Source organism: Hungatella sp. SB206 (assembly GCF_051132295.1).
In the GTDB taxonomy this organism is placed as follows: domain Bacteria; phylum Bacillota; class Clostridia; order Lachnospirales; family Lachnospiraceae; genus Hungatella; species Hungatella effluvii.
Genome location: NZ_CP096603.1, coordinates 6,945,426 through 6,959,396, shown reverse-complemented (window position 1 = coordinate 6,959,396; position 13,971 = coordinate 6,945,426). Strand labels below are relative to the sequence as shown.

8 protein-coding genes are annotated in these 13,971 nt (G+C 49.3%); 7 read left to right on the top strand and 1 reads right to left on the bottom strand.

The window, feature by feature from the left end; translation table 11 throughout:
- Positions 1–173: 173 nt before the first annotated feature.
- Positions 174–3,446, bottom strand: a complete 3,273-nt coding sequence (locus M1L66_RS31010) for a DUF5107 domain-containing protein (RefSeq protein WP_434689511.1) — start codon at positions 3,444–3,446, stop codon at positions 174–176.
- A 131-nt stretch (positions 3,447–3,577) separates the two neighbouring features.
- Between M1L66_RS31010 and M1L66_RS31005 the strand changes: the two genes are divergently transcribed.
- The 7 genes from M1L66_RS31005 to M1L66_RS30975 all read left to right on the top strand — a co-directional run bounded on the left by M1L66_RS31005 (position 3,578) and on the right by M1L66_RS30975 (position 13,964).
- Positions 3,578–4,459 (top strand): AraC family transcriptional regulator, encoded by an 882-nt coding sequence (locus tag M1L66_RS31005; protein ID WP_243270199.1) that lies wholly within the window; start codon positions 3,578–3,580, stop codon positions 4,457–4,459.
- A 24-nt stretch (positions 4,460–4,483) separates the two neighbouring features.
- The gene (locus M1L66_RS31000; RefSeq protein WP_434689508.1) at positions 4,484–5,356 is read left to right on the top strand and encodes an AraC family transcriptional regulator; all 873 of its coding nucleotides are present in this window, start codon (positions 4,484–4,486) and stop codon (positions 5,354–5,356) included.
- A 131-nt stretch (positions 5,357–5,487) separates the two neighbouring features.
- The gene (locus tag M1L66_RS30995; RefSeq protein ID WP_434689506.1) at positions 5,488–8,313 is read left to right on the top strand and encodes a glycoside hydrolase family 2 TIM barrel-domain containing protein; all 2,826 of its coding nucleotides are present in this window, start codon (positions 5,488–5,490) and stop codon (positions 8,311–8,313) included.
- A gap of 448 nt (positions 8,314–8,761) precedes the next feature.
- Positions 8,762–10,117 (top strand): ABC transporter substrate-binding protein, encoded by a 1,356-nt coding sequence (locus tag M1L66_RS30990; protein WP_187020558.1) that lies wholly within the window; start codon positions 8,762–8,764, stop codon positions 10,115–10,117.
- Positions 10,118–10,293: 176 nt separating this feature from the next.
- Positions 10,294–11,229, top strand: coding sequence for a carbohydrate ABC transporter permease (locus M1L66_RS30985; protein WP_002605041.1), 936 nt, complete (start codon positions 10,294–10,296; stop codon positions 11,227–11,229).
- A complete protein-coding gene (locus tag M1L66_RS30980) occupies positions 11,213–12,052 on the top strand; it encodes a carbohydrate ABC transporter permease (RefSeq protein ID WP_187020556.1) in 840 nt (279 codons plus the stop codon). The genes M1L66_RS30985 and M1L66_RS30980 overlap by 17 nt, the downstream gene beginning before the upstream one ends.
- A gap of 37 nt (positions 12,053–12,089) precedes the next feature.
- On the top strand, positions 12,090–13,964 hold the full coding sequence (locus M1L66_RS30975; RefSeq protein WP_434689503.1) for a glycoside hydrolase family 2 protein: 1,875 nt from the start codon (positions 12,090–12,092) through the stop codon (positions 13,962–13,964).
- Positions 13,965–13,971: the final 7 nt, after the last annotated feature.

Here is a 13,971-nt window from a genome sequence, read left to right as displayed (position 1 = left end):
TTTGTGCTGAACTTTTAACAGCAGGTTCGGATTTTGCTTTTTCTGCTTTACGTGAAAGGGTCCGATTTTTCTTGCCTGTGCAGAAATCTGTACGTGGAAATGCTTTTCTGTGCGTTGCAATAAAGAGAGTGTCACATCAGCCGATATTGTTGGTGTGACACTCTCTTTTTTGCCTATTTCACTCTGTCAAGCAGGGCCAGTGCGCCCTGATAGTCGGCCTGTTTCTCCAGCAGTCCCCGGAAGAGTCCGGCTGCTTTTTCCTTTTCACCCAGTCCCAGAGCTCCGAGCGCCCGCAGATAATTGCAGTACTGTGTGCTGCGCAGCTGGATATCATCCTGGAAAACCTCAATTTCAGGAAGGGATACGGCAAAAAAGTCATAGGCTGCCTCATCAAATAAATGTTTTTCTCCATAAAAGATCAGCTGATGGAATGCCTTTCTGGCGGCTTCGGGCCGTCCCAGCTCCAGATTTGCCAGACCCTGATAGAAAATAAAGTCTGAAGGCTGATCGTTATAGTATAGTACGCTTCCCGGTTCTGAAGGACCCGAGGCGGCCAGGAGAAAATACTCAGTGGCTTTTTCTTCTTCTTTCATTTGACGGTAAGCGATTCCCATGTAATAGTGGGCTTCATTGTCAGGCACGTTGGGCAGCTTTCCCTCACCCAGGTTTTCCGGATAGGAGAGCGTCGCCGTCAAACAGGTCAGGGCATCGTGAGGGCGTCCTGCCTCCAGCTCCCGGTGAGCCAGCCGGATCAGTGCATAACGGTACTGGGCGCTAGCCTTGCCTTCTCCGCCTTCCCATGGATGGAAACGGTGGGTACAGAGCGCATCCAGGGCAGCTTCCCATTTCCCGGTGCAGTTCAGTAGGGTAATATAGCGCAGATACAAATCGTCCCGGTCATGGACCAGATCAAGGTGGGACTCCAGCCGTTCCAGCCTCTCTGTGTTTGACTGGTTCAGTCTGGCCGCCAGCTGGTCATATTCCAACAGAAAACGAGGATAATCAGGATCAATGGCGCAGGCCGTTTTCATCTCCTTTTCAGCCCTGGCCCCATCCTGCAGCTTGTTATAGCAGGCAATGGCCAGATTCCGGTGGGCTAAGGCTAAACCGTCTTTCTGTTCTACGGCTTTCTCCCAGTGTGCGATCGCGGATTCATACTGTTTCTTATCGTATAACAGGTTTCCAAGGTAGTAGTGAGCCATGGGCGCCTCAGGCAGTAACCCGACCGCTGTTTCCAGAATACGTATTTCCTCCACACGATTGGGGAAACAGTAGTCCGGCGAGGCCGCTTCCGCCTGGGTGAAGCAGGATATGGCTTTATCCGGATCGTTCAGTCTGGTATGGATATAGCCCTGATAGTACTGACACATGGGATTGCTGTCTTTGCAGGCATTGAGAACACAGAGCGCATCCTCATAGAAGCCGGCATTTACATAGTCCAGGGAGACCTCCAGGTAATTGTGGGATTCTCCGCGCATCTTTTCTTTCCAGTAGTCAAAACGGCCGTCATATACAGCCTGTTCATAAAGACAGCTCATATAAAGCGGATCGATCTCAAGACTTTCCTTTAACAGGGCGGAGGGATCCAGTCCGAGCTTACGGAGGAGAGCCGCTTTTAAGGATCGGGCCTTCATATTATGCCAGTTTCTGAGCATGGACTTAGAGGCAAAATCCAGTGCATCCTCGTACGCCCCCTTCTCTGAGGCCAGACAGGCCAGCCAGTAAAAGGCGGAGCTTTGTGTTTCCGCGCTCCAGGTGGCCTTATAGAAGGCATCGTAAGCCTCTTCCTTCTGTCCGTCGGCCATCAGGGCCAGACCCAGGTTAAACCAGCACTCTCCCGAATAGGGATTCGGATTCTTCCACGTCTGCTTTTTAATGGCAGCCCGGAAATAAGGGATACTGTCTTTGATACGTCCTCTCTTATAGAGCAGAAGACCGTAGCTGTTGTTCAGACGGATATCCGTGGAATCCCTTTTCAGCCCCTCCAGATAATAATCCGCAGGTTCAAAGGTGGCGTGGCGGTACTGCTCCAAATGAGTCCCGGCCAGATACAGTTCTTCCGTGGACTTCATTTCCTCCGGGGATTTCATCGGTTCCGCTGGCTCTGGTATCGGCTCGGGCTGTTTCTCATAGACGGTGTATTCCACTAATACTTTATTCCCACAGGAAACCGTCACGGTGCAGCCGCTCAGCCTGTCCGGCGCGGGGAAGGAAGCTGCGTAGCTTGTTTCCGGGCTTAAGTCCACGGTGTTCTCATAAAGAAGGGCCCGGGGATTTTTCTGTGTAACCTGGATTTTTGCCTGTTCATATACACCAGTCGTGTAAACTTTTAGAACGGCAGTCCCATCCGTGCCTTCAGACAGGCTTACGGCTGCCTCTCTGGTGGCGTTTCCTACCCGTCCCACCCCTTTATAGGGCATGAAATACTGTACAAAAGTCTTTTCCTCGTGAGGCTTCAGCCATGTAAAATCAGGCTGATTGTCGGTGAATACGCCGGTCATCAGCTCAATATAGGGTCCGTCGGTTTCCGTTAAATTCCTGTCCCAGGTACGGCCGAAGTCGCCGTTTCCCCAGGTCCACTGTTTTTTGCCCGGAGAGACATGGTGATCCGCGACGTGGAGCAGTCCCGCTTCCAGATTCTCATCGTAATTTCCGATAAAATCATAATCGGAGTGAGCGGCCATATAGGATGTCGGAACCTTTACATTCTTATAGCGGGAGATGTCCACGCCTGCGGAATAGTCGCATTTGTAATACTCACCGGTGGCGATGGGAAATGTGGAAACAGCCCGTTTTCCATGGTCCATGACGGCATGAACATCCGGAGGAAAGACAGAAAACGTATCATCATTAACCGGAACCGCGGGATTTGCCCACCACAAAAAGGTCTGGGGAAGATCCGTATGATTATAAAGCTGGCCTTTGATTTCAATATAGGCCTTTCCCGGATAAAGAGAGATAGCGGCCATCCCTTTTGTGCCATACATCTTGTCCGTCTCACCGACATATATGGTGCAGGAACCGTCGTCATTGGAGGTAAATGTATAATCGACTGGAGAGTAGGTGGATGGCCTGTGATGCTGGGGCCAGTTAAATTCGATTCCGCCGGAGATCCATGGTCCGGTGAGCCCGACGAGGGCGGGTTTGATCACATGATTGTAATAGACAAAATCGTATCCGTTCGTCTTATCGTAGGCCCTTTGGATCCTGCCGCCCAGTTCAGGAAGCACACAGACCTTTAGATATTCGTTTTCCAGATATACGGCACGATAGGATACATCCTTTTTATCGTCCAATACCTTTTCAGTGACAGGAAGGGGATATACCTTGCCCGTGCTTCCCTGATAAGCTCTTTTTTCAATAAATAAAGGACTTTTTTCCGGAGGAGCCATCGAATAGGTAGGGATGATACAATCCTCCTCCCAGATTCTTACATGTTTTGCCATAATAAATCCCTCTTTCTACTTTAATTATAACGCTATTTTATCATGGCAAAAATAGAAATAGAAATGCCTTATCATGAATAAAGATGGACAATATTCCGCAAATATGATATTCTCCATTCATGGATAATTTTATGGGATGGAAAAGAGACGGGTTTAAGGGAGAGCGGATGTTTGTGCTTCCTACGGAATCCTTCCGGGATTATGTGGAGCATCCTCAGGTAAGAAGGATGTATCTGACCGATGTGGGATTTTTCCCCTGTGCGGCGCACCATTACCGGGAGAGAAGAGATGGAATTGAAGAATTTATCTTCATTTACTGCATGGAGGGCAGTGGTACCATTGAAGCAGCAGGCAGCAAATATGTGCTCCATGAAAATGAGGCGTTCTGTATTCCGCAGTTTACGGGACACCGTTACTATGCGTGTGAGGAAGATCCATGGAGTATATTGTGGGTGCATTTTAAGGGAGAGGACGTCCGGTATTTCCCCCTTATGGAGTATCGTGTGGTAAAACTGAACTCTCAGAATGCCACCAACCGTATGCTGTTTCTGTTTGAGCTGCTGTTCCGGGTTCTGGAGGCGAACTATACTCTGGGCAATTTCATCTATATTTCACAGGTTCTGTCCCTGATTCTGGCGGAGACCTACGACCGTGAAAAGCACAATTCGACCCAGGAGCAGAACCGGCACGTGACCAATGTGATCCGGTATATGTACAAGCATTTAAATGAAAATCTTACGCTTAAGATGATCGTGGATGAATTTGAGCTGTCCAGGAGTTACCTGAATTCTATTTTTCAGAAATATACCCGCCATGCGCCTCTGGACTTCTTTATACATCTGAAGATGAAAAAGGCGTGCGCCATGCTGCGCACCACCGACATGTACATCTATGAAGTGGCTCAGAATCTGGGGTACTCAGACCAGTATTATTTTTCCCGTGTATTTAAAAATGTGGTGGGGATGTCGCCGAAGGAATATAAAAACAGCGACTATTTTCATTATAAAGAATGACGGGCCTGGAGGGAGGAATGCTGCGTGAAAGTAAACGAAAACCGGATCGCGCCGGAATCGGAATATTTTGTTTATTCTCCCAGTGCGGTGGCACGAAATACATTTTTCTATCCAATATGCACCGGACACTTTATTTATGACCCCCATTATGAGCTGCGCAGGACCTCTTACGACAGCTATTTGCTGATGTACGTACAAAAAGGGCAGTTTATACTGGAATGTGAGGGGAAAAAGCAGACGGCCGGTATGGGCAGCTTTGTCCTCCTGGACTGTTACCGCCCTCATGCCTATTACTCAGACACGGGATGGGAGAGCATCTGGTGTCATTTTGACGGGCAAATGGCCAGGGCGTATTACGACCTGACGGTATCTTATCTGGGCAATATTTTTACGCTTGTCGATGATTATCCTGTGCTGAATAAGATGACAGCCATTTATCAGACCTTTGCAGAGGGAAGGCCCATACGTGAGGCGCTGTTGTCCAAGCAGCTGACCGACATCTGGACCGCCCTTCTCCTGGATCAGGCGGAGCGGCCCGGATCCAGGAAGATCGGGAGAGTCTCCGTGTGGGACGGGGATTCCATTGGAATGGAAAATGTAATTTCTTATATTAATGAGCATTTTACCGGAAAAATTACGATTCAGACGCTGGCAGAACAGGCGATGCTCAGCCAGTACCACTTTATCCGCATGTTTAAGAGCTATACCAGTTTTACGCCTCACGAATACATCGTAAATATCAGAATCAGCGCGGCAAAGTATATGCTGAAGAACACCGGCCTTTCGGTAAAGGATATTAGCCTGGACGCGGGATTTCCCAGTGAGAGCGCGTTCTGCACGGCTTTTAAGAAAAAAATGGGGATTACACCTACGGAGTACCGCAACAGCATGGCGTAGGGAATAACCGCATTTTTTTGAAACAAATTCCGCAACATTAGGAAATACTTCTGTTTTTGTTTATAGTATAGTAAAAACAGTTGCAGCAGTTACAGAAAAAGGCTTAAGTATTTCAGCAGAAGGAGCGGGACATGTATTATTCATTAGAGGGGAATTGGAAAGCGGTTTTAAGTGACGGAACAGAGGGGGATATCAGACTGCCGGGAACGTTGGATGAAAACAGGCTGGGGCATAAGGATCTGGGGCTGAATCAGTGGCATTCTGACGCAGAGAATGGAGGCGAAGGGTTTAATCCCGATGCGCCCATAGCCACGCGTTTTACCAGAAAGTATACGTATGAAGGAGAGGCGCTTTTTTCCCGCAGAATATCCTTTAAACAGGAGGAGGGGGAACGGGTCTTTCTGGAGGCGGAGCGCTCACGCTGCCTGAAATTGCTGGTGGATGGCAATGAGGTGCCTCATTTTATTCCGGCCTCCATCAATACGCCTCAGGTGTTTGAGGTGACGGGAATGCTGGGTGAGGATACAGAGCTGACCCTTGTTTCGGATAACAGCTATCCCGGACTGCCCCATGATGCCATTGTATTTTCCTCGGCGGCCACGGACGAGACACAGACAAACTGGAACGGAGTTCTGGGATACGTGAGGCTCCGCACAGAAAAAGAGGTCTTTTTATCGTCGCTGCGGGTATACCCTGTGCAGCAGACCCTTACGGTGGCAGCTGATCTGTCTGTGAGCGGAAAGGGGCTGAGGGCTGGCACGGGAATGGAGGAGGGTTCCGGTACGGCAGACTGCTCGGGAATGGCGGACTGTTCCAGCACGGCGAACGGTGCCGGTATGCCGGAGGCGGACGGTGCATGGCATGGGACACTGACGATTCGTTCGGAAGCTCTGGCCGAGACGTGTATTACCACTCCCGTCACGCTATCGGAGGGCATGAATGAGATCAGAATAGAGGGACTTCCCCTCGCTGAACATGTAAAACGCTGGGATGAATATGAAGGAAACTTATATGAACTGTCGGCACTGCTGACCGGAGATGAAGAAAAAAGGGTGACCTTTGGTGTGCGGGATTTTGGAGATAATGGAAAGGGAAGACTCGCTCTGAATGGGAGAACCATTTTCCTGCGAAGCGAGGCAAACTGCGCGGAATTCCCGGAAACCGGATATACGCCTATGACGGAAAATGAATGGACGGACATTCTGAATACTTACAAGGCTTATGGAATTAACTGCGTCCGTTTCCACTCTCACTGCCCATCGGAAGCCGCGTTTGCGGCGGCTGACCGGCTCGGTATGATGATGCAGCCGGAACTGTCCCACTGGAATCCCAATGACGCCTTTGAGTCCGGGGAGAGCTTTTCCTATTACCAGCAGGAGCTTGCCCTTACGATCCGATGGCTGGCCAATCATCCCTCTTTTGTCATGCTTACCTTTGGCAATGAGCTTTGTACCGGCGAGACGGGACGTGAGCGGATGAGCCATATGCTGGAGCAGGCGCGCGCTCTGGACAGCACGCGGCTGTACGCGAACGGATCCAACGTACATTATGGAAGAATTGGCTGTGATCCGGACAGCGGCTTCTATACATCCCAGTCCTATTTTGAGGCGCCTCTGCGCGGAACCTTTGCAGGAGAAGCAGAGCCGCAGAAGAAGACCGGGCGTATCCGCGGATATATTAATAATCAGTACCCCAATACCAGAACTAATTATGACGCTTCGATGGAGAAACTGCGGCAGACATTCCAAAAGCCTGTATTCAGCTTTGAGGTGGGACAGTTTGAGGTCCTTCCGGATTTTGAGGAGCTGACTGCTTTCCAGGGAATTTCTGATCCGGCAAATTTCCGTATAATCCAGGAAAAAGCGGACATGCTGGGGCTTTCCCCTGTGTGGAAACGGTACGTGGAGGCATCGGGAGAGCTTTCCCGCATTGGATACCGGGAGGAGATAGAAGCAGCCATGCGCACGAAAGAGCTGTCCGGGATTTCGCTCCTGGGGCTTCAGGACTTCCCGGGACAGGGGACGGCGCTTGTAGGCATGATGAATTCCCATATGCAGCCCAAGCCATATCCCTTTGCCAGACCGGAGCTGTTCCAGTCCTTCTTCAGAGACCAGCTTCCTCTGGTACAGATGGAAAAATATACATACTGCGCGGACGAAGTGCTGAAGGCGGACATTCTGGCGGCAAATTTCGGCAAAAAGGATGTCTGTGAAAGACCGGTGTATGAGTTAAAAGGAAGCGGAATCTCAGTAGAAGGGACTTTGCCCGAGGCTGACTGCCGGATGGGAGAGCTGAGCCATGCCGGGACATTGGAAATTCCGCTGAATATGGTTAAAAAAGCAGCCCGCCTCGATTTGACCGTAAGAATCGGAGAGATGAGCAATACATATCCGGTATGGGTTTATCCTGCCGAAAATCCAGTGTGTCCTGAATCCGTCTATGAGACAGAGCGTCTGGACAGCAGGGCGAAAGAAGTTCTGGAGGCAGGCGGGCGTGTGTACTTAACACCGCCTTCCAGAGAAGAGAATCTACCCCACTCCATTCGGGCTCAGTTTACTACAGACTTCTGGTCTGTCGGTAATTTCGCCGCTCAGGAGGGCGGCATGGGGCAGCTTATAGATGAGAAACACCCTCTATTTGAGGAATTTCCTACGGAATTTCATACAAACTGGCAGTGGTGGCCGATGGCCGGCCAGCGGGCGGTCATTCTGCCTCAGCCGATGAAGGCGATTATCACGGAGATGGACAGCTATGCCTATATGCGTCCCATGATCCAGCTGATGGAATGCCGCTGCGGGAACGGAAAACTGATGCTTTCTTCTCTGGGACTGCAGGAGCTGCAGCAGTACCCTGAAGCGAGGGCGCTTCTGTCTGCCATTTACCATTATATGGACTCAGAAAGATTTGATCCTGAACAGAGTATGGAGGCGGAGATCATTGAGAAACTGGTAAGATAAATATAGTACGCGGTATTTAGAGGAAAAGGGCTGTCTCCCGTATTATGGGAGATGGCCCTTTTCTGAGTGTGGTGACTCGTGCAAAGAGGGGGAACGTGATCATTTACAATGCTGAAATAGTAAGAAAAAATATCTTGTAAATAAGCAGAATGACGAACAAATGACACTTTTAAAAAACGGAGCAGTGTAAAATAATCCATCAAAAGGAAATATACATCATTTCTGTTGTGCATAAATGATGATATACTTGTTTTATTAAAAGCAGGCAGGAACCTTCAGGGGTTCAGCAAAAATTTAAAAAAAATGGTAACTGTTGACAGGCTTTACAAGCCGCTGCACTAAGCGTCCAAAGGACGCCTGAAGAGTGACAGTGGCATGTATCGCACGTAAGAGACCAGAATGCGGCCTCTAAGTGCTCGTAACGAGGAGAAGGAAAGGAGTAATTGTTATGAAGAAAAGAATGTTTGCTATTTTGCTTACAGCGGCCATGGTGATGACGTCTCTCAGCGGCTGCAAAAGCTCTGACAGTGGTGACAGTAAAAAAACGACGGCTGCGGAAGAAAGTACATTATCTGATACCGGGGGCGGAGACGGGGAGGAAGTGACTCTGACTATCTGGGACTGGGACGAAGCTCATCTGACTCATATGACGGAGTGGTATCATGAGCGCCATCCGAATGTAAATTTTGATACACTGGTAGTCTCGACAGACGATTACTTCCAGAAACTGCAGAGCGCTCTGGCCAGCGGAAGCGGCGCCCCCGACATTATATTGAGTGAGATCGGTTACAGAGGCAAAGTGTTCGATTTAGGTATTCTGGAGGACCTCTATAAAGAACCGTACAATGTAAAAGCGGATGAGATGTTTGACTTTGTCACCCAGCTGGGAGCAGGGCCAAACGGTGAACTGTACGGCGTGGAACAGCAGATATGCCCGAGCGGTTTTGCATACCGCAGGGATCTGGCCAAAGAATATTTGGGAACGGATGATCCGGACGAAATAAGCGCCATGATTTCCGACTGGGACAAGGTATTTGAAGTTGGTGAGCAGATCAGGGAAAAGAGCGGCGGCAAGGTAACGATATTCCCTGGAATGACGATTTTTCTGAATGGTATTTTAGTGAATCAGAATGTAAGCAATTATATTGATGGAGATACGGTGGACCTTACAGGACGGTATCAATCCGTTCTGGAAACGGCAGCCCGGTTTAACCAGGCGGGACTTCTGGGAAAGCAGGAGGATAATACACCGGCATACAATAACAGCTATTCATCGGGAGAGATTATGTTCTACCCCTGTGCTCCATGGAGTGTAAAATGGGGAATTGCCAGCAACGATCCCAATGGTTCCGGCAACTGGGGACTGACCAAGGCTCCGGGAAATGGATATACATACGGCGGCACATCGGTAAGTATTTATTCAGGAAGTAAAAATAAAGAAGCTGCATGGGAGTATATCCAGGAAGTCTACTGTACGGGAGACGGTGTGAAGGAAGCATACGAGCAGTATGGCTTCATGACAGGCTTTAAGGCGCCATATGAAGATGAGAATTCCTATTTCTTCTCAGAAAAAGGACAGTATGATGAGTTCTTCGGCGGTCAGAAGCTGGCTGATTACTTTATCAATACAATCGCCGTTACGACTCAGGGCCAGGTTCAGACCAGGCATGAGGCGAATGTGAAGACCGCTCTGAGAAGTGTGGCTGCCCAGATGACTGCCAATTCATCCATGACAGCGGATCAGGCTCTGGAAATACTGAAAACAGAGACCCAGACACTGATTCCGGGCGCGACCTTAAAATAGAACGATTAAGGGAAAGCTGCCGGTAATGGCAGCTTTCCTGATTATCACGGCGACTCATACCAGTACTGCTTTGCATGAATCCTACAGTAACGGCACTCGCTATTCACGTCTGCAAAGCTGTACTGGCAATCGTTCGAACAGGAGCAAGATGTAAAATGCACAGATTGGAGCCAATCATGAATAAAAAGAAAAAAAGCGCCCTGCATAAAGCGGGTAAATGGCCTTATCTATTTTGCCTTCCCTTTCTGTCTGCCTATTTTCTGTTTAGCATGTTTCCCATGCTGTATTCTCTGAAAATCAGCTTTTATGACTGGAATGGTTTCGGGGCAAAGACCTTTGTGGGAATAAAGAATTACCTGGATCTGTTTACGAAAGACCCTCTGTTTCTCAAATCTCTTGGAAATACGATTATTTTAATGGCGTTTTCCACTCCCATTACCGTGCTGCTTGGTTTAGGCGTTGCCTATCTGCTCTTTGATATTGGGCGGGGCAAGAGAATCTATCAAACCGTAAACTTTTTCCCGTATATTACAACGCCTGTGGCAATCGGCTTCATCTTTTCTTACTTATTCGACTGGCAGTCGGGATACGTAAATAAGCTGTTGATCTGGCTGGGGGCTTTAAACGAACCGTTTTTCTGGCTTGGAAGTGAGATCGCTTCTAAAGTAATTATAGTGATCATGATTGTGTGGCGGTATCTGGGATACTACATGACCATTTATCTGGCGGCGATGACGTCCATTTCGTCAGAGGTATACGAGGCCGCGGCTGTAGACGGAGCCAGTAATTTTAAGATATTTACGAAGATTACCGTGCCCATGCTGCGCAATACGACCAGATTCTTAATTATCACATCCCTGATCGGCGGTCTGCAGATGTTTGAGGAACCAAAGCTTTTATTCAGCGGCTGGGCTTCTCTGGGGAACGGGCAGACCGGAGGCCCTGGCCACACGGCTCTTACTACCGTATGGAAATTCTTTAACGATGCATTCAGTCAGGATTCCAGACTGGGTTACGGTTCCGCCATGGCCTACACACTGTTTGTCATAATCATGCTGTTTTCTGTGGTTGGCTTCAGACTCAGCAGGGGAAAGGATGGAAAAGGTGAATAATAAAGCAAGAAGACGTATAGGTTCCGTTGTAAAACAGCTCCTTCTGATTTTTATGACACTGATCATGTTTTTCCCGCTCTACATCGTATTTATCATGGGTACCTATTACAGTGAAGATATATTTAAGGCAATGCCGATCCTGCCGAGCAGCTATCTGTTGAATAATCTTCGCATGGTCATCTCGAAGGGGTATTTTCAGGCGTATTTAAACTCTATCATCGTTTCTGTCTGTTCGGTAGCGATCAGTGTGCTCATCTCCACGATGATTGGCTTCGCCCTCGCAAAGTATAATTTCAAAGGGAAAAAAATCATCTTTGGGTTTGTCATGGCTATTATGATGATACCAGGACAGATTTCACTGATCGGCTACATGCTGGAAATGAGAACGCTGCGGCTTTCCAGTACGCTGCTTCCTCTGATCTTCGCATGGGCGGCTCATCCGCTGGGCGTGTTTCTCATGACTCAGTTTATCAGTGATGGAGTACCTGATGAACTTCTGGAATCGGGACGGCTGGACGGCTGTTCAGAGCCGGGCATCTTTTTCAGGCTCGTTGTTCCCTGTGTGAAGCCGGGGATTCTTACACTCTCCACACTGGTATTTCTATGGTCTTGGAACAATTACGTGCTGCCGGTTATTATGATTAACAAACAGGAACTCTTCACGATTCCGCTGATGGTAAATAACCTGTCCAATTCTTTCAGAAGCGACTATGGCGCCATCATGTGCGCTCTGGCGCTGTCTGTTCTGCCTATGATCGTGATCTTCAGTCTCTGTTCCAAAACATTTATCAAAGGAATAGCGGCAGGCGCGGTAAAAGGGTAGGCGTGTCCAGAACATTATAATATAAGGAGCAAAAATTATGGCATTGGAAAGAATAAGCTTGAACAACTGGAAATTCAATCTGGGAGAAGAAATGATCTGTCCGGAACAGGCGGCAGAAGTGTCGGTTCCCCATACGTGGAATGTGGAGGAAGGGACAGAGGATTACTGGGGGACAGGGTGGTATGGTTATACCTTTATCCCGGAAGAAGACTGGAAGAATAAGAGAGTACAGATTCTGTTTCACGCGGTCTATCATGACGCCTGTGCCTGGCTGAACGGCGAGGAAGTGGTCTGTCACCAGAACTCCGGTTATACGCCGTTTGCGGCAGAGCTTACGGATTATCTGAAGTTTGGGGAGGAGAATCTGCTTTCGGTGAAGGCGGACAATCGTTTCTCTCCTGACATGCTCCCTTATGAGAGGAGCTTCGACTGGGCAAATGACGGAGGTCTGATCCGGCCGGTGGAACTGCTGGTTACGGGCGGAAGTTTTCTGACCACTCCCCAGGTGACGGCCAGGCCTGTGATTACGGTAAGTGACGGCCGCCAGGACGGAGGCAGCGCCGTATTGGGCTTAAAGGCCGGAATCAATGGGAGTACGTCTGAGCAGCATACTCTGGAATGGAAGCTGTACGAGGGCTGCGATGGTGCAGAGACCCTGAAGACCGAAGGCTGCGAGGTATGCAGGGGAAGCCAGGCAGAGATTTCCGGGCGACTTCTGGATTCTATAAGATTTTGGCATTTCGACAGTCCCAGCCTCTATACGCTGAAGCTGGTGCTGAAGGCGGAGGGCACTGTTACAGACCGGCAGTCCATTGTCTTCGGTTTCCGGGACATTCATGTGAGGGGCAGCCAGATTATACTGAATGGAGAGCCGGTCCGTCTCACCGGTACAGAGTGGATGCCGGGCTCAGATCCGGAATGCGGAATGGCAGAATCCAAAGAAGCGCTTGAAAAAATGCTGCTCTGTCTGAAGGAATCCAACAGTATACTTACCCGTTTTCACTGGCAGCAGGATGATTGGGTGTATGACTGGTGTGACCGGCATGGTATGCTGGTGCAGGAGGAGGTTCCCTTCTGGGGGGCGACCCCTTCCGTAGCAGGGGAGCAGCAGTGGAAAATATTTAAGGAACAGCTTCAGGAAATGGTAAGTGCTCACCGGAATCATCCCTCTGTTTTTGCGTGGGGTGTCGGAAATGAGCTGGATGGCCAGGCGGAGGAAACGATCCAGTACATCAAGGATGCAGTGGCTTATACCCACCGTATGGATCCGGACAGGCCGGCAAACTACGTCTCTAACTCGATTTTCAAAGCTCCCGCGCTGGACGGAACTGCACACGGGGATATCATGATGGTCAATGATTACATCGGAACCTGGCACGGAGATCTGGATCAGTATGGAGAATGGGACCGTATTGCTGCTGCCAATCCGGATAAACCGGTCATACCGTCTGAGTTTGGCCTGTGCGAACCAGCCTTTTCGGGGGGAGACAAACGAAGAGAAGAGATTTTCCTGGAAAAATTAAAGTGCTATAGGAGCTATCCGAATATTGCAGGAACCATTTATTTCTGCCTGAATGACTACCGGACCCAGATGGGGGAAGACGGTGAAGGAAAATGGAAGAAGCGGGTTCATGGTTCCACCGGGCTTAAGGGAGAGGCGAAGCCTTCCTATTACGCGGTGCAAAGAGAGTATGCTCCGGTAGAGGTATCCGTCCAGGAGGGTGAGATTACTCTGACATGCCGGGATACTCTTCCCTGCTATGAGGTAAAAGGATGCCGGATGAGAATCGGGACAGAGATGCTTGATATTCCGGATCTGAAGCCGGGAGACCGGTGGTGTGTGCCTTCGAAAGGGATCGGGGCAGAAGAAAGAATTGAAATATTCCGGCCAAATGGCGAACGGGTTATGTAAGGGGAAA